Here is a 22,406-nt window from a genome sequence, read left to right as displayed (position 1 = left end):
TTAAGTGCAGTCCCGAAAACTTTCGGGACTGTTTTTGTTTTACTACATTTGATTAAATGCATTTTGGATAATATTTTTCCAGCTTACCGCTAACATTAATTTATTATGCCCTTCATTAGGTTAACGAAGATTGAAAAAAGACGTGTATTTAGCTTATTGGCCTGCTTGCTGCTGGCTATAGCTGCATGGCTTTTTATGGCATTAAACAACAAATATATTTATGTAGCGAAAACAGTTTTAGTTTTTAAAAATACACCTACCAAAAGAGCATTTTATCCCTTACAGTCTGATACAATAGATTTACAGGTAGAAGGAACAGGCTGGCAATTATTATTTGCCCGTTTAAGGATCAGTCCGCCTTCTGTTTCTGTTAATCTGAGCCAGCTCAATACCAAAGATTTTATTGTTTTTTCCGATCAGCTGTTTAACATCAACAGGCAGTTAGAAAGTACACAAAAGGTAATTTCTGTTAAACCCGATACCCTGTATTTCGATTTTACCAAACGTGTAGTGAAAAAAGTGCCGGTAAAATTAGTTGATAAACTGAGTTTTGTAAAACAGTATGGCATTTCCAGCGAAATTGTCCTCAACCCTAAATATGTGAAGGTAGCCGGTCCCTTAGAAGAGCTTTCAAAAATAAAATTCTGGCCCACCGATACCCTTAAACAGGATAAAATACAGAGTAGCAGTACAACCAGAGTAGCTTTGCAGCATAGTATCCATAAAAATGTAAGCATTTATCCATCATCTGTAGAGGTTAAACTCCCTGTTGATGAATTTACTGAGAAAACGATTGAAGTACCATTAAAAATTACCAATAATAGAAGCTATAACAGCATTAAACTTTATCCAAAAAAGGTTAAGGTTTCGTTTTTAGTGGCGTTAAGTAATTACGATCAGGTTGATGAGAGTTTTATTACGGCTACTATTGATGTTGATGAATGGCAAAATTTAAGGCATCACCAGTTTAAAGTAAAAATAACCGAGTTTCCTGATTATTGTAAATTGGTGAGCGTTGTTCCTTCTAAAATAGATTTCATTGTAGAAAAATAATGTATAAAGTCGGTATTACAGGCGGTATAGGCAGTGGCAAAACCACGGCTTGCAAGGTTTTTGAAGTGTTGGGAATTCCGGTTTTTTATGCCGATACCGTTGCCAAAGCAATCATGTGCAAAGATGTTTTGTTGGTGGAGGGAGTTAAAGCTACTTTCGGAAAAGAAAGTTATCTCGACGATGGAAGGTTAAATAACAAACACATTGCTGATATCGTTTTTAACAATGAAGAAGAACTTGCAAAATTAAATGCACTGGTTCATCCTGCAGTTTTTAGGGCATTTGATGCCTGGGAAGAAACCATACCACCTAATACTCCATATACGCTTAAAGAAGCTGCTTTGCTTTTCGAAAGTGGTTCCTATAAGATCTGCGATACCACTATCCTGGTTACGGCTCCTTACGAAATTAAAATGAAGCGGGTAATGCAACGTGACGGGGTAACAGCAGAGCAGGTTAAAGCACGTATGGATAAACAGCTGAGTGACGAAGAAAAATCGAAAATGGCCAATCATTTTATTCTTAATGATGAGCAGCAATCCATAATCGAACAGGTTTTAGTTTTACACCAGGAATTTCTGAAGTCGGCCAAAGAATTTAAGAGCGGCAAGGCTTAATCAACTTAAATCATAACATCCTTAAATCCTTTCATCCTTATAAATGATTTTAGAAGATTTCATTACCATTACCCCAACGGGTTTGTACTGTGTTTACGGCGATTTTTACCTCGATCCACAACAGCCGGTTAAAGAAGCAGTGGTTTCACATGCCCATGGCGATCATGCTATTGGTGGCAGCCAGAATGTGTACTGTACGGCTGCTACAGCAACGTTTATGAAACACCGTTACCGTAAATTTGCAGCAGTTGATTTTTATACCAAAAGTTATCATGAGCCGTTCAAAATAAAAGAGGTTACCATTACTTTTTATCCTGCCGGACATATTTTGGGCTCTGCACAGGTTTTAATGGAGTATAAGGGAATAAAATACCTTTATACCGGCGATTATAAGATTGAACCAGATACTACCTGTGAGCCTTTCGAATTCGTTGAAGCCGATGTATTGATTACGGAGAGTACCTTTGCCAATCCGGAAACCAAACACCCTTCACCAATAGACGAAATAAAAAAACTGAACGAAACCCATGCGAATATTATGCTTGGTTCTTATGCTTTAGGTAAAAGCCAGCGGATAATCCAATTGCTCAATGAGCATTGCCCTACCAAGAACATAATGGTTCACCACAGTATTATGCCTTTTGTTAAAATCTATGAGGATTATGGTATGAGAGTAGGAAATTATAAAATGTACGATAGAAAGGTGATGAAAAATAATCAGGAACATCAGGTTTATATTGTACCACCCATGGTTTTTCACAGTTACCATAAGGCAATTAATGTAGTACGCGCCTTTGCCTCTGGATGGAAGAATCTGCAGCAACAAAATGGGATTTCACTTTATATTTCTGATCATGCTGATTGGGATGCGATTTTAGAAACAATAGAAAAAGTTAAACCAACTCAGGTATGGACTTTACATGGTGACGGTAAACAGCTTAAAGATTATTTTAAAAATAAACTAGAGGTCAAAATACTCAATTAGTTGTGATAATTGGAGAGTGGCATTATATCGGCTGTTCGTCATCCTGAACTTATTTCAGGATCTTTAATTGATAATATATGAAAGAAGGCGAAGATTTTTACTTTAATGAAGATGGACTAATGGTTTTTACCGAGGCCTACCATTTAAAGCGGGGTTATTGCTGCAAAAATAAATGTAAACACTGTCCCTGGGGTTATGGGAAGAAGAAAGAGAAGAAGTGATTCAGTTGGTAGTTGGCAATTTTCAGTTCACGCTTCTCAATTTTGTCTGCAACTCATTTCTCCTTGTTAAAGCGAACATGTTCATAAATATCGGTTAGGGCTACATCAAACCCCATCGAAACCAGACTTAGTACATCAGAAATCTCCTCGTGTTTATTGAGTATCCAGTTTTGCTCACCACCAATATAATAAGCCTCTACCAACACAGATTCAGTATCGATCATAATGTACTCTTGTAACGATGGAATATCTTGATACAGCTTAAATTTTTTGCCTCGATCATAATTTTTGGTTGATGGAGATAGAATTTCGATGATTACAGTTGGTGAAATCGAGGTATCTTCATCAAATTCACTATGCTTTAATCCATTACAATAGATGGAAATATCAGGGTAGGTGAATAATGTATTTTCAGGAATGCTCATTCGTTTATCACTTCCGTAAGGTCTGCATGGCTTGCCTTTAAGTTTATATGCTATTTCTCCAAAAACATTGCTAAAAATCTCGTTATGATTATCACCAGCGCCAGACATGGCAAATATCTCACCCTGAAAATACTCATGTTTGACTGTTGATGCTTTTTCCATCTCCAGGTATTCCTCAATAGTATAATGTCTTTTTTGATAGGCTAAAGCAGGTTCATTTACAATCTCATCCATAATCAATTTAGTGAATTTGCCCCAAAGGTTAATTGTTTTAATAGTTAATTGCAGTTGCGAATGGAATCAAATTGCAGTGTTAAAGGAAACATGGCTGTAAATATCACTTAAAGCTACATCAAACCCCATTGAAGCAAGCCTTAGCCTATCACAAACCTCTTCATGTTTATTAAGTATCCAGTTTTTTTCATTACTAATATAATAAGCCTCTACCAACACAGAATCTGAATCAATCATAATATATTCTTTTAATGATGGAATATCTTTATATAGCTTGAATTTTTTGCCTCTATCATAGTTTTTGGTTGATGGAGATAAAATTTCGATGATTATGGTTGGTTGCAGTATAGTGTCTTTATCTTCTGTTAAATGTTTAATTTCGTCACAATAGATAGAAATGTCTGGATAAGTAAATAAAGTGTTTTCCGGGATATTCATTCTCATATCACTTCCAAATGGTATGCATTTCGAACCTTTTAATTTTGAAAAAAGAAGCCCAAAAACATTTGAAAATATTAGATTATGGTTAAAAGCCGCGCCAGACATGGCAAATATCTCTCCCTGAAAATACTCATGTTTTACTATCGATGCTTTTTCCATCTTCAGGTATTCCTCGATAGTATAATGCCTTTTTTGATAGGCTACAGCAGGTTCATTTACAATTTCATCCATAATCAATTTAGTGAATTTGCCCTAAAGGTTAATTGTTTTAATAGCGAATTGAAGTTGCGGAGGAAATCACATTACAGCGCTTAAAGAAACATGGTTATAAATATCACTTAAAGCTATATCAAACCCCATCGAAGCAAGCCTTAGCCTATCAGAAACCTCTTTGTGCTTATTGAGTATCCAGTTTTGTTCATCATTAATATAATAAGCCTCTACCAACACAGATTCAGAATCGATCATAATGTACTCTTGTAACGATGGAATATCTTTATACAGCTTGAATTTTTTGCCTCTATCGTAATTTTTGGTTGATGGAGATAGAATTTCGATGATTATCGTTGGTTGCAGTATAGTGTCTTTGTCTTCTGTTAAATGTTTAATTTCGTCACAATAGATAGAAATGTCTGGATAAGTAAATAAAGTGTTTTCCGGGATATTCATTCTCATATCACTTCCAAATGGTATGCATTTCGAACCTTTTAATTTTGAAAAAAGAAGCCCGAAAACATTTGAAAATATTAGATTATGGTTAAAAGCCGCGCCAGACATGGCAAATATTTCACCCTGAAAATACTCATGTTTTACTGTCGATGCTTTTTCCATCTCCAGGTATTCCTCAACAGTATAATGCCTTTTGTGATAGGCTACAGCAGGTTCATTTACAATATCATCCATATACGAATTTACAGATGTTTTACGTAGGGATAAATATTATAAACGATTAAGTGTTTAAAACGGTTATTGGTTGGTTAATCGGTTAACTGTTTAAATCGGTTAACTGCAAATTGGCAACTAAGAACTGCCCACTGAATTAATGTCCCGCAAAGAAACCAATCAATGCTACACCAATCCCCAATAAAACAGCAATCATTTTGCGGGTATTGATTTTATGATCGGCACTCGATTCGAATAAGATGGTGGTAGAAATATGTAGGAAAATACCAATTACAATGCCCATAATTTTATTGAAATAAGCATCAATGCCTCCAATAGTACCATTGCTTAAGCCAACACTTACATAAAAGCCCAGAGGCGCCATAATGGCAAACACAATCAGGTAAAATATAATGCTGCTTTTTTTGAAATGGTTCTGCATTAATATGCTGGCCAGTGCAAAAGCAGCCGGAATGTGGTGTAAAGAAATTCCGAAAATCAATTCGTTATGCTGTTCTTTTGCTAATGGCATTCCCTCTAAAAAAGCATGTAAACACAAACTGATCATAATCCCAAATGGAAAAACATGCCCGTCGTGATGTTTATGGATGTGGCCATGTTCTACACCTTCTGAAAATTGCTCCAGGAAAATTTGTAATAAGAAACCAATAAGGATAAAAACACCAATTTGCCATTTATCGGGGCCGCTGTAGGCATCAGGAATTAAATGTAAAACCGTAATGGCAAATAGATAGGCACCACTAAAAGATAAAATTAGCTTAAGTAATTTAGACTTATCACTTTTCACCAAAAATATAGCGGTTCCACCTAAAAAGGCACAGAAAAAGAGTACACAGAGTTTCCAGATTTCCATAAGTTAAAAATCAGGTTGTAATTTTTTAAATATTCTAGAACAGATAATGCCTATTGTTATGCCTAACAGCGCGCCGGTGGTTACATCAACAGGGTAATGCACACCAACATATACCTGCGCAAAACTGATAATAAATGCCCAGCAGATACCAATAGGTAAAATAGGTTTCCAGCGGCTATAAAAAATGCAGATTAAAAAAACAGCTATAGCAAAATGATTGGTAGCGTGCGCAGAAGGGAAACTTAAGCCACTTCCACAAGGTACACGGTGGATGATGTCGTTCGTTAAACTTAAATCATTGCATGGCCTCACGCGAGATACCAAAGGTTTTATCACCCTCGAGGCAATTAAATCACCCATAGCGAAGGTGAAAAGTACCATGCCAATAATGTAATAACCTTGTTTTTTATACTGCTTGATGCAAAACACAACAATAAAAAGGTAAAATGGCGACCAAAAGAAACGGTTACGCATTAAAGGCATCAACCAGTCGAAAAAGCTGTTGGAAAGCCCACGGTGGATTTTCAAAAACAATTCTACATCAAGTTGCTGAATGCTTTCTATCATGCTTTTTTACAGATTAAAATTAACCGGTCTGAGCTATTTTCGTCAAAATCAGCTAAACCATAGTCGCCAAAGGCTTTTTCGATAACCATCCCGGCCTTGTTCAACATGCGTTCAAAATCTTCAAAACTAAATGCCTGTACCCGCTCTTCGAAATTATAGACCTTTTGTTTGTCTTCGAAATTTATCTTTTTAATAATTTTCCCATCAATAACATTTTTGGTGATGTTGAAAGTTATACCATCAAGTGATTTCGTTTCGCAGGAATTTAAATTGCGGATGATCTTTTCCGTATTAAAATAATCGAGCACCAAAATACCTTCGGCTTTTAAACACTTGCGAAAAGTTTTAAGCGCATTTACGTGGTCTTTCTCTGTATCAAAATAACCAAAACTGGTAAATAAGTTTAAAGCCACATCAAAATAATTGATGTAAAACAACCTTCGCATATCGTGAACGAGGAAGTGTAATTTGCTGTTTTCGAATTGCTTGGCGTATTTAATGCTTTGTTCTGATAAATCTATTCCGGTAACATCGAATCCCTTTTTGTTCAGATAAATGGAGTGCCGGCCTTTGCCACAGGCAATATCCAGCATTTTAGCATCCGTCTTTGGGTGTAGAAATTGCGTAAGTTTATCGATGAAAAACTCGGCTTCAGCATCATTTCGTTGTTGATAAAGAATATGATAATATGGCGAATTGAACCAATATTGAAACCACTTGCGCTGCATATAAAAGCCGTTTGTATCTTAAAAAGATGCAAATATAAGGTTTTACAATCGCTAGTAAAGTTAGAATATGTTTTTATGCAATAAAGTTGCAAGAATATTATGAATCGATTTTTTATAGTATGGTAAATGAAGCCATAATTCGTGCAAAAAAAATTGGCAATAAAAATCAGATTAAGCTTTTCAATTAAACACACGTTTGTTTTTAATGCTTCAGCCAATCATATAAAACTGATCGCATAAATAGATATAAAAACAATGTAAATTAACTTGCAGAAGCTCGGCAAAATAGCAGCTATCTTGTTTTTTTTCTTATTTTTGAGCCTCAATTAAATTATATACAGTGACTTTAATAAAATCAATTTCAGGAATACGAGGAACCATTGGCGGAAGAGCTGGAGACGGCTTAACCCCATTTGATATTGTGAAATTTACCGCTGCTTTTGGTAGCTGGGTGGTGCAAAAAACAGGCAATAAAAGAATAGTTTTAGGTCGCGATGCCCGTATTTCGGGTGAGATGGTGAATAACCTGGTTATCGGAACTTTACAAGGCCTGGGCATTGAGGTAATCGATTTAGGTTTATCTACTACGCCAACTGTAGAAGTAGCCGTACCTGATGAAAAAGCCGGCGGCGGAATCATTTTAACCGCAAGCCATAACCCAAAACAGTGGAATGCCCTAAAATTATTAAATGCCAGCGGAGAATTTATTAGCGATGCTGATGGAAAAGAAGTTTTAGATTTGGCAGAAAGTGCTGATTTTGATTTTGCTGATGTAGATAAATTAGGTAAAGTAATTAAAAACGATACCTACCTTCAAAAACATATCGATAAAGTTTTAGCATTACCATTGGTTGATGTTGAGGCCATTAAAAAAGCCGATTTTAAAGTCGTAATCGACTGTGTAAATTCAACTGGCGGTATTTTTATCCCTGCTTTGTTAAAAGCTTTAGGCGTAAGTAAGGTGGTAGAATTATATTGTACACCAGACGGACATTTTCCGCACAATCCTGAGCCACTTCCTGAAAATTTAACTGAAATATCGAAAGAGGTTCAGAAACAAAATGCCGATTTAGGTATTGTTGTTGATCCGGATGTTGACCGTTTATGTTTTGTAAACGAAGATGGCAGTATGTTTGGGGAAGAATATACTTTGGTGGCAGTTGCCGATTATGTATTGAAAAATACGCCGGGAAATACCGTTTCAAACCTTTCATCAACACGTGCTTTACGCGATGTAACTGAAAGTGCAGGCGCTGAGTATAATGCATCGGCAGTTGGAGAAGTGAATGTAGTAAACAAAATGAAAGCGACCAACGCTATTATTGGTGGTGAAGGAAATGGTGGAATTATCTATCCTGAATCGCATTATGGCAGAGATGCCTTAGTTGGCATTGCCTTATTTTTAACGCATTTAGCTAAATTTGGTAAATCAATTTCAGTATTGAGAAGCAGTTATCCGCAATACCACATTTCTAAAAACAAGATTACCCTTACACCAGAAATGGATATCGATAATTTGTTGAAACAGGTAGAAGAGAAATATAAAAATCAGCCATACAGTACAATTGATGGTTTGAAGATAGAATTTGATAAAACTTGGGTACATTTGCGCCGTTCGAACACTGAGCCAATCATCAGGATTTACAGTGAGGCAGAAAATGAAACCATTGCCGAGAATTTGGCAAACAAAATTATTTCTGACATTAAAGAAATATTACACCTTTAATCCCTAGAGGATTTTAGGGTTGAAGCATACTGGTAAGGGTTTAATAAAACGATTAAACCCTTACCATTTAAAATGGAGGCTGTGCTTAAAAATGCTGCTTCCGCAACACACTAACTTTTAAATATTCGTAGAAATGAAAAGGGTCTATTTAGATAATGCGGCCACAACGCCTTTAGATGCGGCAGTAATCGCAGAAATGACAAACGTGATGGAAAACTATTTCGGTAATCCATCTGCCATTCATGCGCTTGGTCGTGAGGTGAGAACGCTTGTAGAGAAAGCCCGTAAAACCGTTTCTGGTCTGTTAAATGCATCTCCATCCGAAATATTTTTTACTTCCGGAGGTACCGAGGCTGATAATACAGCTATCCGTTGTGGAATTTCAGCCTATGGAATTAAACATGCCATTACTTCAAAAATAGAACACCACGCTGTTGAGCATACCTTAAATACGATGCTTAAAAATGGTGAAATTGATAAATTAAGTTTCGTTAATATCGACGAAAAAGGGAATATCGATTATAACCATTTAGAAGAACTGCTTCAAAACAATGAGCGTACTTTCGTTTCATTAATGCATGCCAATAATGAGTTGGGTACATTGACTGATATGGTTAAAGTTGGCGATATCTGCGAAAAATACAATGCCATTTACCATGCCGATACGGTGCAAACCATGGGGCATTATCCGCACAATGTAAGAGCACTTAAAGCACATTTTATTGTTTGCGCAGCACACAAACTCCACGGACCTAAAGGCGTTGGCTTTTTGTATGTAAACAGTAACATTAAAATTCCACCGATGATTTATGGTGGTGCACAGGAGCGTAACATGCGCGGTGGTACAGAAAATGTTTACGGTATTGTGGGTTTGGCAAAGGCTTTAGAAATTGCTTATGCAGAAATGGATCAGCATCAGACCTATATTCAGGGCTTAAAAGACTATCTGAAAACACAATTAATCGCCGAAATCCCTGGAATTGCTTTTAATGGCGAAACCGAGGCCGATAAAAGTTTGTATACAGTATTAAATGTATCGTTTCCGGAGATGGATATGGCCGATATGTTGTTGTTTAATTTAGATATCAATGGTATCTGTGCATCTGGCGGCAGTGCATGCTCTTCTGGTTCAAATATTGGTTCGCATGTGTTAAATGGTATCAATGCCGATCCGAACCGTCCTTCGGTGCGTTTCTCATTTAGCAAATACACTACAAAAGAAGAGTTAGATTACGTAATCGAAAAAGTTAAAATGGTAGTCAAGCAGAATGCTTTAGCTTAAAATATCATCAACCAAATAGGAGAGTCTCAATGAAAGTTGGGACTTTTTTTTGGCATGGCGCCTAATCTATTCTGCGCCTTGCAGCCCCAAATAGTTATGCTGGCTGTGCCACCTAAACCTGATCGGAACGAACACGAAGTAAAGTGAAGAGCAGGACTTTACCTGCCTAAATATCACTATGCTTGATTTCCAAAACAATAACCATAATTGAATCGATAGGAAAGTCTCAATGAAAATTGGAACTTTTTTGTAGGAAAAAATTTTAATCACGATTTTTTTTGGAAAGCAAAGACAGCATTTCATTTTAAGGTTAGTCCTGCTTTCCATTTCAAATCCTCGCCCGATGAAAATCGGACTGCGGGTTTTCCATTTCAATCAGATTTACAAACTGAAACCAGTACTGCTATTGAGGGTTTAATGGTATGGCGCCTGATCTACTCTGCACCTTACAACCCCAAATAGTTATACTGGCTGTGCCACCTAAACCTGATCGGAACGAACATGGAGCGTAGCGAAGTAAAGTGAAGAGCAGGACGGTATTAGCCTAACGGCACTGTGGCTGATTTCCAAAATAAACAATCAATTTTGAATTCATCTGCTACTCACTATTTAAGCTATAAAAAACTCTTGCAAAACTCAGAAATAAAACTTATATTTAATTAAGATAAAGGCAATCCACGCCATTTTAATGTAGTTCCAGAACGAAACCTTATCAAATTCCCCGTGGTATAAGGTTAAGCAAATTTTTAATAGCTTTTTTTACTTATGCATTGTGCAGTTAGAAAGGCATTCTGATTAAAATTGTTAACCCTGAAAACTAACCATGTTTTCAACAATCTATATCGTCATGGAAAAGAGCCAAAAAAATCAAAATCTAGAGAACGCGAAGCAGGAAGAAAAATTAAATGAAGAAAGGAAACACATTTACAAGTTTATCCTTAATCCATTTTCGTTTGAATCTTCAAATCATTTCAACAAAATCCATAAAAGAAGATTTCATTCTTTCGGTTGCATTCATGAATTAGGAAAACTTCCCGGAGCAATGTTGTAATTGCGACAGATAAACATAATTAATTTATACAAGTGGCTTTTCTGAGGAGAGGCAGATACTTCTTTGTGTGATGCGTTAACGCTTTGGTTGATTACCAAACAACCAATGTGATTGTATCGCACTAGTCTTAGCGTCTCGCTAAGACTTTATTTTTGCTACTGCACTTAGTCTTAGCGTCTCGCTAAGACTTTATTTTTTCTACTGAAACGTAAAGAACAAGATTAATTGATAGGTCTGAGGTCTTAGCGTCTCACTAAGACCAGAAATTGGTCAGCAATAATCCCATTCCCAAAACAACTAAGAAAAACAATCTTATTTTTCACTTGTTTCTTTAATACATCAATTTACAATACTATGGAAACAAATAAAGAAAAAGGTAAAGTTGTTGAAAACGATTTACTTGATAAAACAGCAGAAGATATTAAAGCGGATAGAACATTAGATGAAAACAAATCATCAAAAGTGTCAACCAATTTGTTTAATAAAGATAAAGACCGTAAAAACAATTCGTTTGGTCCGGGGCACGAGCCGGGCACCACACCGGGTTCGGGAATATAATTGCCCGGAATATAATTTACGAACAAAATGATTAAATTTAAACCACGGCATTTGCTGTGGTTTTTTAGCTAAATCCCAAAATGGAAAGAAGAAATTTTATCAAAAATTCGGCATTGGCGATGGCCATGCTGTCAGTTTATAAAACAGATGTTTTTGCACAGCAAGAATTGCTACGCGCGTATAACTTTAAAGCATTGCGCAATAATGTCGGCATATTTACCGAGCAGGGTGGAACAATCGGGTGGTTAAATTCGAGTAATGGGTTTGTGGTGGTAGATGCACAATTACCAACTTCGGCACCCCATGTGATCGAAGAACTAAAGAAACTGGGTGAAAAACCTTTCAAATACCTGATTAATACCCACCACCATGGCGATCATACCGCCGGGAATATTTCATTTAAAGGTTTGGCTGAAAAAGTTGTGGCGCATCAAAACTCGCTGGTGAACCAGAAAAGAGGAGCAGAGAAAGCAAATAATTTAGACAAACAGTTATTGCCCGATACCACTTTTGGAACAAAATGGACCGCAAAGGTAGGAGACGAAAACATAAAAGCCTACTATTATGGCTCTGGTCATACCAATGGCGATGCAGTTTATCATTTTGAGCACGCAAATATTGCACATGTAGGCGATTTGGTGTTCAATCGTAAATTTCCTTATATCGACAGAGAAAATGGCGCACACATCGGCAATTGGATTACTGCACTGGATAAAATTTTAGCGCAGTTTGATAACGATACCTTATTTATCTGGGGGCATAGCTTAGATCCAGAAAAAGTGACCGGAAACAAAGCAGATGTTAAAGCTTTTCAAAATTACCTTCAAAATCTTTTAACTTTTGTAAGCGGAGAGATTAAAGCCGGCAAAAGCAAAGAAGACATCTTAAAAGCAACTACCATTCCAAATGCATCAGAATGGAAGGGTGAAGGTATTCAAAGAAGTTTAGGTGCCGCTTATGATGAGTTGAAAGGAGTTTAGAAGATTTTCGTCATTGCGAGAAGGCTTTTTCAGCCGACGAAGCAATCTTATAAGCGGTAACTATTATCGTGTCCTAATTTATTGGAAAGTAATTTTCTTGCTAATAAATTTTTGAATTAATTAATTCCATTGACAATCTTTCGACTCAAATACTATTGAAAGAATCCAATAGAGTGATCGTCATTCTCGCCTAGGCGGGAATTAAAGCTTATTGCATTAAGGTTCCCAATCAAGTTGGGAATGACGATTCCACGCAATATATAATTCATTACCACCCTGTCATCGTTATAAAATAAATTATCCTTCAGGATGACAACCTTGGAATTTGGTGTCCATGTAAAGAACAACCAAATCTTTTTTCAATTTATAAACGTTCTATATTTAAAATAATCCTTTCAACGTCATTGAATTACCGTAGGCTTTAGTCTTTAACAACTATATTTGTTACAATTCAAAATCTACAGCTCATGGATGATTTTATCGCAGCCCGTTCCCAGATGGCCTTATCGTTAGGCTTCCACATCATTTTTTCCTGTATTGGCATGGTTATGCCTTTCTTTATGGCTGTTTCGCATTATAAATGGCTTAAAACAAGCGATGAGGTATATAAAAACCTCACTAAAGCCTGGAGTAAAGGAGTAGCCATATTTTTTGCTACCGGAGCGGTATCAGGCACCATGTTATCTTTCGAACTTGGTTTGTTGTGGCCAAAATTTATGGATCATGCAGGACCCATATTCGGAATGCCTTTTTCGCTTGAGGGAACAGCCTTTTTTATCGAAGCCATAGCCTTAGGTTTTTTCCTGTATGGCTGGAACAAGTTAAATAAGTGGTTCCATTGGTTTACCGGCATGGTGGTAGGTGTAAGTGGTTTAGCATCCGGAATATTGGTGGTTGCTGCAAATGCCTGGATGAACAGTCCGGCGGGTTTTGATTTTGTAAACGGGCAATACCTTAATATCGATCCCATACAGGCCATGTTCAATAAAGCATGGTTTAGCCAGGCTTTACACATGTGTTTAGCCGCATTTACTGCTACAGGCTTCGCTGTGGCAGGTGTACATGCCTTAATGATCCTGAGAAATCGTAATGCAGCATTTCATTTGAAAGCTTTTAAAATAGCGGCCATATTTGCCTGCATTGGCGCATTATTGCAGCCTTTAAGTGGCGATATTTCGGCAAAAGATGTAGCCAAAAGGCAGCCTGCTAAACTCGCTGCCATGGAAGCTTTGTATAAAACTGAAAAACCTGCTCCACTCTTAATTGGTGGCATTGTAAACGAGAAAGATAAAACGGTAAAAGGTGCAATCGAAATCCCCGGTGCTTTAAGTTTTCTGGCCCATGGCGATTTCCAGGCTGAGGTTAAGGGACTGGATCAGATTCCTGAAAACGAACATCCGCCGGTGGCCATTACCCATTATGCTTTTCAGATTATGGTTGGGATTGGTACACTGCTGCTCTTAGTATCCTTAACTTATTTCTTCATCTTATTTAAAAAGAAACCTTTAACCGAAAAACGTTGGTTATTAAAGCTATTCGTTATAGCCATTCCGCTTGGTTATATCGCTTTAGAGGCAGGCTGGGTAGTTACAGAGGTTGGGAGGCAGCCCTGGATTATTTACGGCATTATGCGTACTAAGGATGCGGTTACGCCAATGCCTGGTATTGCTTACTCCTTTTATATCTTCTCGGCCATTTACGTTTCGTTAAGCATCATAGTAACATTCTTGCTTTACCGGCAGATAAAAATGGTGCCCGTGCTGTATAATAAAACTGAAGAAAATAATCATTAACCACGGATGAAATTATGATCTGTGAAATCAAAACATCGGTGTAATCATTTTCAGATATGAAAGACGTTGTCATTACATTTTTATGCATGGCCATTCTGCTCTACTTTTTATTGGGTGGGGCTGATTTTGGTGCAGGGATTATCGAACTGTTTACTTCTACAAAAAACAGGAGCAGAACACGTAAAACCTTGTACCATGCCATTGGTCCGGTTTGGGAAGCCAACCACATGTGGCTGATTATTGCCATTGTGATTCTTTTTGTGGGTTTCCCACATATTTATACCACCATGTCGGTTTATCTGCATATTCCGTTGGCGATTATGCTCATCGGGATTATCGCGCGGGGTACTGCTTTTGTATTCCGTCATTACGATGCAGTCAAAGATGATATGCATTGGCTTTATAACCGCATATTCCGGTATTCGAGTTTTGTTACCGCACTTTTTCTGGGTATTATTGCCGGAAGCTTAATTTCGGGGCATATAAACACACAGGCGACTGATTTCTATACCGCCTATATTTCGGGCTGGCTGAACTGGTTTTCTGTTGCTGTAGGTTTGTTTACGGTTGCGCTTTGTGGTTTCCTTGCCGCGATTTACCTGATTGGTGAAACAAAAGAAGCTCATGATAAACGCCGTTTCATTAAAAAAGCCGAATTTATGAATGTGGCTGCGGTAGTTTTTGGCGCGATGGTTTTTATGGCTGCCCAAAGGGATGGAATTCCTTTGATCGACTGGGTTTTTAAAAGTAATGTAGGTTTATCGGCCATTGTCCTGGCAAGTTTATCGCTGGTTTTGTTGTGGTACTTACTGCTTAAGGGTAAAACGAAGGTATTGCGTATTTTGGCTGGCTTTCAGGTTACCATGATTCTGTTGGCCATTAGTTATGCGCATTTTCCAAATTTTATCCGTTTAAAAAATGGAGATGCCATTTCGCTTCTCGAAACCGTAGGACCTGAAAAAACAATTTATAGCTTAGGTTTAGCCCTTTTACTGGGCAGTGTGCTGATTTTACCTTTTTTGGGCTATTTGTTTTATAAGTTTCAGAAGAAAGAGGAGTAAAAGAGATATACATTAAGAAAAATCGTCATCTCGACTGAAGCGCAGTCCCGAACGTTCGGGAGAGAGATCTACCTAGATAGATTTCTCGACTGCGTTGCACTCCGCTCGAAATGACGATCCGAGGTAACAAAAAAGAGCACCTGTTTCCAAGTGCTCCTTTAAAAATGTATCCAAAATCTTTAGCTACAAGCCACCTTTTCTATTCGATTTCGTTTGTACCGGCCAGGTAGCTGGTTTTCCGGTACGCTCGTTTACAGGTAAATCTGTCGCTTTTTCATTAGAGGTTTTCTCAGGATCTTCGCAGGCCATATAAACCATAATGGCGGCTAAAATCACATTGCTTCTGATTTCGTCGAAAACCAGTTTATCGTAACTGTCGCGGTTGGTGTGCCAGGTATAGGTACCATAATCCCAGCTGGTAGAGCTTAAGGAATAACCCAATGCTCCGGCCGCAACAAAGGAGGCAAAGTCTGATCCTCCGGCACCCGGAGATCCAGGAAAACTGGTTTTGATCTGGTTTTTAATCGTATCTGGAACTGCAGCCAGCCAACGGGTAATGTAATCTTTCGATTTAGCGAATCCCTGGCCACCGATATTCACTACGCGGCCCGTACCATTATCCTGGTTAAACAAAGCCTGAAGATTGTTTACAATTTCGGGATGATCCTCTACAAATGCCCTAGAGCCATTTAAACCTTGTTCTTCGCTTCCCCAGTGACCAACCAGAATGGTGCGTTTTGGATTAGGATAAAATTTCTTTAGAATGCGCATGGCTTCCATCATTAAAATGGTACCAGAACCGTTATCAGTAGCGCCGCTTGCCCCATCCCACGAATCGAAATGTGCCGATAACATGACATACTCATTTGGTTTCTGTGTGGCTTTGATTTCAGCCAGGGTATTGAAGGTAGGTACTACGCCTAATTTCTTAGCTTCTGCTTCAATTCTCAGTTTAGGTTTATCACCGTTCAATGCTAGGCGGTAAACTAAGCCATAATCTTCAACGGATAAATCTAAGGTTGGGATTTTTTTAGTGTTTGCACCAAAAATTTTATCTACACCAAAACCCTGCGACCAGTTATTGATCACTACGGCTACTGCACCTGCATTTTCTATGGCTAAAGGAAGTGTTTTTGCGGTTAAACCAGTTTTGGCAATGCTGGCTGTCCACGCTTTGGCGGCATCGGCCTTTTCCTTTTTAAACTTTTCGAACAAATCTTTGGTGGCAAATTCTTCCCAGTTTTTTTCTGGTCGGCCGGAAAGCTGATTCATCGAAATTAATACAACTTTGCCTTTTACATTGGGTAACCATTTCTGGAAGGATATCGAATCTGTTAGGGCTGGAAGAATAATTGCCTCTGCATTAATTGCTTTACCATTGGTAGATGGACTCCAGGCCAATTGTGTACCTTCTAAGGTTCTCACCCGCGGGCTTATTAAATCGATGTGTGTAATGCCCCTTTCCCAGCCGGCCCATTCGCCCCATTTTTCATTTTTTGCTGAGATGCCCCAATCGCTATATTTTTTTACAGCCCAATCATTGGCTTGTTTCATTTGCGGAGAACCGACTAAGCGCGGTCCAACAACATCTAAAAGTTCGTGTGCAAGTTTTTCTAATTGAGAATTTTCATTCACCTCTTTTACAATGTTGTCGATTACTTTCTTGTCTTGCGCAAAAATGCTGGCCGAAGTGCACAGCAACAGTGCAGAAAATAGTAGTTTTTTATTCATAATAAGCTAGGGTTGATTATTTGATAAGCTAATTTATGAAATAAGGAGTGGGCTTAGCGGATGTTAATGGAAATGTTGCAAGAATCGGCGTGGGTCTGTATCACAAACCTAATTTCTCCGGATTTTGTCACGTTGAGCCCGTCGAAACACCTTTTATGGTGTTATGGAGCGTCCTTCGACATGACAAACTTATGTGATAAAACATTCTCTTCCTGGCACTTCTCTGTTTTTTCCTACATCCGTTAACTATTAATCCTAAAAACTACTTTTCTGTATCTTATCATGAAACGGCAAATACTCAGCAAGTGCTGCCGAGCCATACCAATTGTATAATTCTGGTTCCAGTAACTTGGCTTTTATGGCCGGATCGCTTTCCAGTAATTGTTTGGCTTCTTCGATCGATTTTGTATTTAACACAAAAATACCGCGGTAATTTTTGTCGTTTTTACCCATCGGACCAGCAACTACGAGTTTTTGCGCTTCAACCATTTTGCCCATGTTTGCCATATGGCCTGCGAATAAACTATCTGTTTTGGCTTTTGTTGCTGTGGTGTTTGTGCCTGATTTCAAAATAACGAGCACATACATTTTCATACCATAATTATCGGCACCAAGTTTTTTGGCTAAGGCTTCATCGTAAGGCACTTTAGCTTTTTTCTCCTGCGCTTGTGTGGCGAAAGTAATGGTGATTAGGGAGATTAACAGAAATATCTTTTTCATTTTAGTTATGGTTTGGTTAGTTTAAAAATAAGAAAAATTTTGGTGTATATTATTACCTCCCTCGGAGGGGTGCGAGAAGGCGGGGTGGTTCAATGCTTTTGGTGGAAGTACCCCCTCTAAAGAACTACAACACTATTTAATTAAACCTGATTGCCGCGGTCCCGATGTAAAATAGGGAGAAGCAAAAAGCAGGACTGAATTAACCTAAGTTATTCAAGCCCTGCTTTTCTAAATATTATGAATTCAATTTTTGGTACCCAGACCAATGAACTAATGGCTAATGAACTATTGAACCAGCTAGTTGTTCATCATTTTAATAAAAGCGCCCAGTTTAGCTTTCATGGCTCTTCTATCTACAATAAAATCGAGGAAACCATGTTCGAGAACGAATTCTGAAGTCTGGAAACCTTTCGGTAAATCTTTTTTAATGGTTTCTTTAATTACCCGCGGACCAGCGAAACCGATCAGTGCGCCTGGTTCTGCGATATTGATATCGCCTAACATCGCATATGAAGCCGTTACACCACCTGTAGTTGGGTCGGTTAATAAAGAGATGTATGGCACTTTAGCCTGACCCAATAAAGCGAGTTTGGCTGATGTTTTAGCCATTTGCATTAATGAAAATGCGGCTTCCATCATACGTGCACCACCTGATTTAGAAATCATCAGGAAGGGCACTTTATGTTTAATGCTGTAATCGATCGATCTTGCAATCTTTTCACCTACAACTGAACCCATAGAACCGCCGATAAAAGCGAAATCCATACAGGCAATTACCAGGTCTTGCCCTTCAATTTTACCTACACCCGCACGGATAGCGTCTTTTAAGCCTGTTTTAGCCTGACTTTCCTTAATTCTATCGGTGTAAGGTTTGTTATCGTTAAAGTTTAAAGGGTCGCCTGATGTTAGGTTAGGGAACAGCTCTTTAAATTCGTTATTATCAAATAAAACCTCGAAATATTCTTTTGAGCCTACTCTCAGGTGGTAATCACAGTAATGGCAAACGTATTTGTTTTCCTGAAGTTCTGCCTGATGTAGCGGTTTTTTACAATTTGGACATTTATTCCACAACCCATCTGGTGCTTCTTTTTTCTCCTCTGTTGTAGTAATGATACCTTTTTTTTCTCTCTTAAACCAAGCCATATAATTTTTTGAAGAATTGGATTGCAAAGAAACGAAAAATATAATAAAGTCGAACCTTATTAAAGGTAAAAATAGTTTATGGTGAGTTGGTTGATAACCAATTGTTGAAATAATCGAAAACTGGTATTTGCTTATGGCCAACTGCGAATTGTAAACTTAAGTGTGTCTTTTTTACACTAAGGATAATGTGTTTTTTACACTAAATAGGCCTTATTTTGCTGTTAGGCAAATAATTCTGTTGTCAGAAAAGCTTGGAATGTTATTTTTTTTTATAACTTCGGACTTAATAAAATTAACAAGAAATGAGTTTAAAAGGCTACAAAGGCGTAATTTACGGAGATGCCGTTCAAGAATTGTTTGAGCAGGCTAAAAAACATCAGTTTGCTTTACCAGCAGTTAACGTAACCGGTACAAATACGGTTAATGCGGTATTGGAAACTGCTAAGGCAGTAAATTCGCCTGTTATGATTCAATTATCTAATGGAGGTGCACAGTTTTATGCCGGCAAATCTTTAGATAATGAGAAATTGCAAGCATGTATTTTAGGTGCTGTATCGGCAGCTAAACATGTACATTTATTGGCAGAGCATTATGGTGTTGCCGTGGTTTTACATACTGACCACGCCGCTAAAAAATTATTGCCTTGGATTGATGGACTTTTAGACCACGGTGAAAAATTCTTCGCTGAAACCGGAAAACCTTTGTTTTCATCACACATGTTGGATTTATCAGAAGAGTCGATCGAAGAAAACATGGAAATTTCTGCTAAATACTTAGCACGCATGGCTAAAATGAATATGACTATCGAAATCGAACTTGGTGTTACAGGTGGTGAGGAAGATGGTGTGGATAACAGCGATGTAGACAGCTCTAAATTATATACTCAGCCTAGCGAAGTGGCTTATGCTTACGAAGAATTAAGCAAAGTTTCGCCTCGTTTTACTGTGGCTGCTGCTTTTGGTAACGTACATGGTGTTTATAAACCAGGTAACGTAAAATTGCAACCGGTAATTTTGAAAAACTCTCAGGATTTTATCAAAGAAAAATTCAGCTTAACTGCAGAGAAACCAATCAATTTTGTATTCCACGGTGGTTCTGGTTCTACCCAGGAAGAAATCAGGGAAGCAATTTCTTATGGTGCAATTAAAATGAATATCGATACCGATATGCAATGGGCATTTTGGGAAGGTATTTTAGAATACTACAAAAAGAACGAAGCTTATCTTCAAGGCCAGATTGGTAACCCTGATGGTGATGATAAACCAAATAAAAAATACTACGATCCACGCGTTTGGTTACGTAAAGGTGAAGAAACTTTCGTGAAGCGTTTAACTACTGCTTTCGAAGATCTAAACTGTATTAATGTAAACGACAAGCTTTAAGGGAGTAAAAAATGTTGTAAAGTTGAAAGGTTTTAACGTTGCAACAATTTTAACATTACAACTTTTCAACTAAAAACAAAAGCGCCATGGGTTTAAAAACTTATGGCGCTTTTGTTTGTTTTATGGTATATTTAAGCAAACAAATTGTAATGGCAAAATCTAAAAAGGATACCAAAAGGAATAATTTTTTCGAGAAATTCGCAAATGCAGCAACCAAGTTTACCGGTAGTTCTGTTGCGTTTATAGCCGCTACGGCAATTGTAGTTCTGTGGGCGGTAACAGGTCCGCTTTTCGATTATTCTGAAACCTGGCAATTGGTGATTAATACGGGTACCACCATCATTACCTTTTTAATGGTTTTTTTAATCCAAAAGGCACAGAATAAAGATGGTAAAGCCATTCAGCTAAAATTAAATGAACTGATTGCGGCACAGCAAGGCGCCAGCAACCGGATGGTAGATATTGAAGACCTGAGCGAAAAAGAATTAGATCAATTGCATAAATTTTACGTTACGATTGCCACACTTGCCAAAAAAGAGGCCGATATTCATTGCTCGCATTCGATTGATGTGGCCAAAGAGCTTAATGAAATGAAATTAAAATCGAATAAACACTTTAAACACCACGATAATGAGTCTACAAGTTCAAAAAGTTAATCATCCCGAAGATTTAGATAAAGTATTTGCTATCCGTAAGATTGTATTTGTAGAAGAACAGAACTGTCCGCCGGAACTGGAATGGGAACATGAAGAGGAGTCGGTACATTTTCTGGCTACCAGTAACGGACAGCCTTGTGGTGCCTGCAGATGGCGTAAAACGGATAATGGTTACAAGTTAGAACGTTTTGCGGTTTTAAAAGATTTTAGAGGACAGGGAGTTGGCCGAGCGCTCATAGCAGAAGCTTTATCTGATTTGCCGAAGGATGCGCATTATATTTACCTGAATTCGCAACTGGATGCCATGAGTTTGTACGCTAAATTTGGTTTTGTGGCTGAAGGCGAGCAATTTGAGGAAGCCGGGATACAGCATTTTAAAATGGTGAAAAAGGTTTAAGTTTTAAATACCAGTTTTGCTACTTAAGTTAAGCCAATAGCCCGGATACAATCTAATTAGACTGAAAAAATAGTATTGGTCTCACTATAAACTAAATTAATCGTAAAATACCTTGCTCGCACTAATGAAAAGAATACTCTTGACATTATCATTTTTTGGAATGGTAATGGCATCAAAGGCCCAGAAAATTGATACAGTCTATTTTGATTCAAAATGGGTAAAAACCGATAAGGCAAATAAACATTACTATAGAGTAATAAAAGAGGATACAGATCATAAAAGTTTCTTTATAAAAGATTTTTATAACACAGGTGCAATTCAAATGGAGGGAACTTATTCTTCACTTAATCCTGATATTAAAAATGGAAATTTCGTTTGGTTTTACCCAGATGGAAAGAAAAAAATGGAATCTGTATTTAAGCAAAACGAAATGATTAAAGTTGCAGAATGGGACGAAAGTGGTGAGTTAAAAAAAGGCCCTGATGTTGTTAAGGTAACAAATTCAGTAACAGGTGAAAAAGGAATGGCATTCATCGAACGGGCACCATCTTATAAAGGTGGAATTTCTGCACTTTCGGAATTTATTTCAAAAAATACAAAATACCCAAGGGAATTGGAAAAAGAGGGAGTAACAGGTAAAGTAGTTGTTCGCTTTACTGTAACCAAAGATGGTGATGTTATCGATCCGCAAGTAATTAATAGTGTTCATCCACTTTTAGATGCTGAGGCTGTCCGTGTTGTAAAATTGATGAAAAAATGGGAGCCCGGTAAGCAAGATGGAAAGTTTATTGATGTGAAATTCACTCTTCCTTTTAATTTTAACTAACTACCACTGAAATCCACATGTGGATGATCTTTGATATTCACTTAATGTTAAAAGATCGTAATACTTATTCCGT

23 protein-coding genes are annotated in these 22,406 nt (G+C 37.7%); 14 read left to right on the top strand and 9 right to left on the bottom strand.

Going from position 1 to position 22,406, the window contains the following annotated elements; all coding sequences use genetic code 11:
- Positions 1 to 105: 105 nt before the first annotated feature.
- From AC04QZ_RS07120 to AC04QZ_RS07105, 4 genes are all read left to right on the top strand, one after another.
- Positions 106 to 1,053, top strand: coding sequence for a YbbR-like domain-containing protein (locus tag AC04QZ_RS07120; protein WP_478357171.1), 948 nt, complete (start codon positions 106 to 108; stop codon positions 1,051 to 1,053).
- On the top strand, positions 1,053 to 1,670 hold the full coding sequence (gene coaE / locus AC04QZ_RS07115) for a dephospho-CoA kinase (RefSeq protein WP_478357170.1): 618 nt from the start codon (positions 1,053 to 1,055) through the stop codon (positions 1,668 to 1,670). Before AC04QZ_RS07120 ends, coaE begins: the two co-directional genes overlap by 1 nt.
- 43 nt (positions 1,671 to 1,713) lie before the next feature.
- Positions 1,714 to 2,655: an exonuclease gene (locus AC04QZ_RS07110; protein WP_478357169.1), complete on the top strand. Its 942-nt coding sequence runs from the start codon at positions 1,714 to 1,716 to the stop codon at positions 2,653 to 2,655.
- 77 nt (positions 2,656 to 2,732) lie between these two features.
- A complete protein-coding gene (locus AC04QZ_RS07105) occupies positions 2,733 to 2,876 on the top strand; it encodes a C1orf53 family protein (protein WP_162799929.1) in 144 nt (47 codons plus the stop codon).
- 53 nt (positions 2,877 to 2,929) lie between these two features.
- Here the strand turns inward: AC04QZ_RS07105 and AC04QZ_RS07100 are convergent, their stop codons facing one another.
- The 6 genes from AC04QZ_RS07100 to AC04QZ_RS07075 form a co-directional block, all read right to left on the bottom strand.
- Positions 2,930 to 3,535 (bottom strand): Uma2 family endonuclease, encoded by a 606-nt coding sequence (locus AC04QZ_RS07100; protein ID WP_478357168.1) that lies wholly within the window; start codon positions 3,533 to 3,535, stop codon positions 2,930 to 2,932.
- Between the two features lie 66 nt (positions 3,536 to 3,601).
- Positions 3,602 to 4,207, bottom strand: a complete 606-nt coding sequence (locus tag AC04QZ_RS07095; RefSeq protein ID WP_478357166.1) for a Uma2 family endonuclease — start codon at positions 4,205 to 4,207, stop codon at positions 3,602 to 3,604.
- A 66-nt stretch (positions 4,208 to 4,273) separates the two neighbouring features.
- A complete protein-coding gene (locus tag AC04QZ_RS07090; protein WP_478357165.1) occupies positions 4,274 to 4,879 on the bottom strand; it encodes a Uma2 family endonuclease in 606 nt (201 codons plus the stop codon).
- A gap of 136 nt (positions 4,880 to 5,015) precedes the next feature.
- The gene (locus AC04QZ_RS07085) at positions 5,016 to 5,732 is read right to left on the bottom strand and encodes a ZIP family metal transporter (protein ID WP_086547111.1); all 717 of its coding nucleotides are present in this window, start codon (positions 5,730 to 5,732) and stop codon (positions 5,016 to 5,018) included.
- 3 nt (positions 5,733 to 5,735) lie between these two features.
- The gene (locus AC04QZ_RS07080; RefSeq protein WP_478357164.1) at positions 5,736 to 6,299 is read right to left on the bottom strand and encodes a phosphatase PAP2 family protein; all 564 of its coding nucleotides are present in this window, start codon (positions 6,297 to 6,299) and stop codon (positions 5,736 to 5,738) included.
- Positions 6,296 to 7,027 (bottom strand): class I SAM-dependent methyltransferase, encoded by a 732-nt coding sequence (locus AC04QZ_RS07075; RefSeq protein ID WP_478357163.1) that lies wholly within the window; start codon positions 7,025 to 7,027, stop codon positions 6,296 to 6,298. The genes AC04QZ_RS07080 and AC04QZ_RS07075 overlap by 4 nt, the downstream gene beginning before the upstream one ends.
- Before the next feature lie 340 nt (positions 7,028 to 7,367).
- Here AC04QZ_RS07075 and glmM point away from each other — a divergent pair, with 340 nt between their 5' ends.
- The 6 genes from glmM to AC04QZ_RS07045 all read left to right on the top strand — a co-directional run bounded on the left by glmM (position 7,368) and on the right by AC04QZ_RS07045 (position 15,478).
- Entirely contained in the window at positions 7,368 to 8,753 is a 1,386-nt protein-coding gene (gene glmM / locus AC04QZ_RS07070; RefSeq protein ID WP_086547107.1) for a phosphoglucosamine mutase, read from the top strand.
- Between the two features lie 133 nt (positions 8,754 to 8,886).
- Positions 8,887 to 10,035, top strand: coding sequence for a cysteine desulfurase family protein (locus AC04QZ_RS07065; RefSeq protein ID WP_478357162.1), 1,149 nt, complete (start codon positions 8,887 to 8,889; stop codon positions 10,033 to 10,035).
- A gap of 1,405 nt (positions 10,036 to 11,440) precedes the next feature.
- Complete coding sequence (locus AC04QZ_RS07060) at positions 11,441 to 11,644, top strand: hypothetical protein (RefSeq protein ID WP_086547104.1); 204 nt, start codon at positions 11,441 to 11,443, stop codon at positions 11,642 to 11,644.
- A gap of 80 nt (positions 11,645 to 11,724) precedes the next feature.
- Positions 11,725 to 12,624 (top strand): MBL fold metallo-hydrolase, encoded by a 900-nt coding sequence (locus tag AC04QZ_RS07055; RefSeq protein WP_478357161.1) that lies wholly within the window; start codon positions 11,725 to 11,727, stop codon positions 12,622 to 12,624.
- A gap of 467 nt (positions 12,625 to 13,091) precedes the next feature.
- Positions 13,092 to 14,417 (top strand): cytochrome ubiquinol oxidase subunit I, encoded by a 1,326-nt coding sequence (locus AC04QZ_RS07050; RefSeq protein ID WP_478357160.1) that lies wholly within the window; start codon positions 13,092 to 13,094, stop codon positions 14,415 to 14,417.
- A 56-nt stretch (positions 14,418 to 14,473) separates the two neighbouring features.
- Positions 14,474 to 15,478, top strand: a complete 1,005-nt coding sequence (locus AC04QZ_RS07045) for a cytochrome d ubiquinol oxidase subunit II (RefSeq protein ID WP_478357159.1) — start codon at positions 14,474 to 14,476, stop codon at positions 15,476 to 15,478.
- A 183-nt stretch (positions 15,479 to 15,661) separates the two neighbouring features.
- Here AC04QZ_RS07045 and AC04QZ_RS07040 read toward each other — a convergent pair whose 3' ends face one another.
- From AC04QZ_RS07040 to accD, 3 genes are all read right to left on the bottom strand, one after another.
- Positions 15,662 to 17,209 carry a M20/M25/M40 family metallo-hydrolase gene (locus AC04QZ_RS07040; RefSeq protein WP_478357158.1) on the bottom strand — a complete coding sequence of 516 codons (1,548 nt, stop codon included), beginning with the start codon at positions 17,207 to 17,209 and terminating at the stop codon, positions 15,662 to 15,664.
- A 255-nt stretch (positions 17,210 to 17,464) separates the two neighbouring features.
- Positions 17,465 to 17,929, bottom strand: a complete 465-nt coding sequence (locus tag AC04QZ_RS07035) for a YciI family protein (protein ID WP_478357157.1) — start codon at positions 17,927 to 17,929, stop codon at positions 17,465 to 17,467.
- A gap of 297 nt (positions 17,930 to 18,226) precedes the next feature.
- Positions 18,227 to 19,072, bottom strand: a complete 846-nt coding sequence (accD, locus tag AC04QZ_RS07030) for an acetyl-CoA carboxylase, carboxyltransferase subunit beta (protein ID WP_057933455.1) — start codon at positions 19,070 to 19,072, stop codon at positions 18,227 to 18,229.
- A 302-nt stretch (positions 19,073 to 19,374) separates the two neighbouring features.
- Here accD and fbaA point away from each other — a divergent pair, with 302 nt between their 5' ends.
- The 4 genes from fbaA to AC04QZ_RS07010 all read left to right on the top strand — a co-directional run bounded on the left by fbaA (position 19,375) and on the right by AC04QZ_RS07010 (position 22,333).
- The gene (gene fbaA / locus AC04QZ_RS07025; protein WP_029276269.1) at positions 19,375 to 20,454 is read left to right on the top strand and encodes a class II fructose-bisphosphate aldolase; all 1,080 of its coding nucleotides are present in this window, start codon (positions 19,375 to 19,377) and stop codon (positions 20,452 to 20,454) included.
- Positions 20,455 to 20,540: 86 nt separating this feature from the next.
- Positions 20,541 to 21,110: a low affinity iron permease family protein gene (locus AC04QZ_RS07020; RefSeq protein ID WP_478357156.1), complete on the top strand. Its 570-nt coding sequence runs from the start codon at positions 20,541 to 20,543 to the stop codon at positions 21,108 to 21,110.
- Positions 21,085 to 21,507, top strand: a complete 423-nt coding sequence (locus AC04QZ_RS07015; protein ID WP_478357155.1) for a GNAT family N-acetyltransferase — start codon at positions 21,085 to 21,087, stop codon at positions 21,505 to 21,507. Before AC04QZ_RS07020 ends, AC04QZ_RS07015 begins: the two co-directional genes overlap by 26 nt.
- A 124-nt stretch (positions 21,508 to 21,631) precedes the next feature.
- Positions 21,632 to 22,333, top strand: coding sequence for an energy transducer TonB (locus AC04QZ_RS07010; protein WP_478357154.1), 702 nt, complete (start codon positions 21,632 to 21,634; stop codon positions 22,331 to 22,333).
- The last annotated feature ends 73 nt before the right edge of the window (positions 22,334 to 22,406 follow it).

The organism is Pedobacter folensis (genome assembly GCF_056490665.1).
This window is presented reverse-complemented; position numbering and strand designations above follow the sequence as displayed.

What these genes read in the sequence shown, in the direction of transcription:
- AC04QZ_RS07090 (WP_478357165.1), bottom strand. Translation starts at nt 4,879, where the DNA reads ATGGATGATATTGTAAATGAACCTGCTGTAGCCTATCACAAAAGGCAT.
- coaE (WP_478357170.1), top strand. Translation starts at nt 1,053, where the DNA reads ATGTATAAAGTCGGTATTACAGGCGGTATAGGCAGTGGCAAAACCACG.
- AC04QZ_RS07020 (WP_478357156.1), top strand. Translation starts at nt 20,541, where the DNA reads ATGGGTTTAAAAACTTATGGCGCTTTTGTTTGTTTTATGGTATATTTA.
- AC04QZ_RS07050 (WP_478357160.1), top strand. Translation starts at nt 13,092, where the DNA reads ATGGATGATTTTATCGCAGCCCGTTCCCAGATGGCCTTATCGTTAGGC.
- AC04QZ_RS07105 (WP_162799929.1), top strand. Translation starts at nt 2,733, where the DNA reads ATGAAAGAAGGCGAAGATTTTTACTTTAATGAAGATGGACTAATGGTT.
- AC04QZ_RS07055 (WP_478357161.1), top strand. Translation starts at nt 11,725, where the DNA reads ATGGAAAGAAGAAATTTTATCAAAAATTCGGCATTGGCGATGGCCATG.
- AC04QZ_RS07065 (WP_478357162.1), top strand. Translation starts at nt 8,887, where the DNA reads ATGAAAAGGGTCTATTTAGATAATGCGGCCACAACGCCTTTAGATGCG.
- AC04QZ_RS07010 (WP_478357154.1), top strand. Translation starts at nt 21,632, where the DNA reads ATGAAAAGAATACTCTTGACATTATCATTTTTTGGAATGGTAATGGCA.
- AC04QZ_RS07120 (WP_478357171.1), top strand. Translation starts at nt 106, where the DNA reads ATGCCCTTCATTAGGTTAACGAAGATTGAAAAAAGACGTGTATTTAGC.
- AC04QZ_RS07040 (WP_478357158.1), bottom strand. Translation starts at nt 17,209, where the DNA reads ATGAATAAAAAACTACTATTTTCTGCACTGTTGCTGTGCACTTCGGCC.
- AC04QZ_RS07075 (WP_478357163.1), bottom strand. Translation starts at nt 7,027, where the DNA reads ATGCAGCGCAAGTGGTTTCAATATTGGTTCAATTCGCCATATTATCAT.
- AC04QZ_RS07080 (WP_478357164.1), bottom strand. Translation starts at nt 6,299, where the DNA reads ATGATAGAAAGCATTCAGCAACTTGATGTAGAATTGTTTTTGAAAATC.
- AC04QZ_RS07045 (WP_478357159.1), top strand. Translation starts at nt 14,474, where the DNA reads ATGAAAGACGTTGTCATTACATTTTTATGCATGGCCATTCTGCTCTAC.
- AC04QZ_RS07110 (WP_478357169.1), top strand. Translation starts at nt 1,714, where the DNA reads ATGATTTTAGAAGATTTCATTACCATTACCCCAACGGGTTTGTACTGT.
- AC04QZ_RS07060 (WP_086547104.1), top strand. Translation starts at nt 11,441, where the DNA reads ATGGAAACAAATAAAGAAAAAGGTAAAGTTGTTGAAAACGATTTACTT.
- AC04QZ_RS07085 (WP_086547111.1), bottom strand. Translation starts at nt 5,732, where the DNA reads ATGGAAATCTGGAAACTCTGTGTACTCTTTTTCTGTGCCTTTTTAGGT.
- accD (WP_057933455.1), bottom strand. Translation starts at nt 19,072, where the DNA reads ATGGCTTGGTTTAAGAGAGAAAAAAAAGGTATCATTACTACAACAGAG.
- AC04QZ_RS07095 (WP_478357166.1), bottom strand. Translation starts at nt 4,207, where the DNA reads ATGGATGAAATTGTAAATGAACCTGCTGTAGCCTATCAAAAAAGGCAT.
- fbaA (WP_029276269.1), top strand. Translation starts at nt 19,375, where the DNA reads ATGAGTTTAAAAGGCTACAAAGGCGTAATTTACGGAGATGCCGTTCAA.
- AC04QZ_RS07100 (WP_478357168.1), bottom strand. Translation starts at nt 3,535, where the DNA reads ATGGATGAGATTGTAAATGAACCTGCTTTAGCCTATCAAAAAAGACAT.
- AC04QZ_RS07035 (WP_478357157.1), bottom strand. Translation starts at nt 17,929, where the DNA reads ATGAAAAAGATATTTCTGTTAATCTCCCTAATCACCATTACTTTCGCC.
- AC04QZ_RS07015 (WP_478357155.1), top strand. Translation starts at nt 21,085, where the DNA reads ATGAGTCTACAAGTTCAAAAAGTTAATCATCCCGAAGATTTAGATAAA.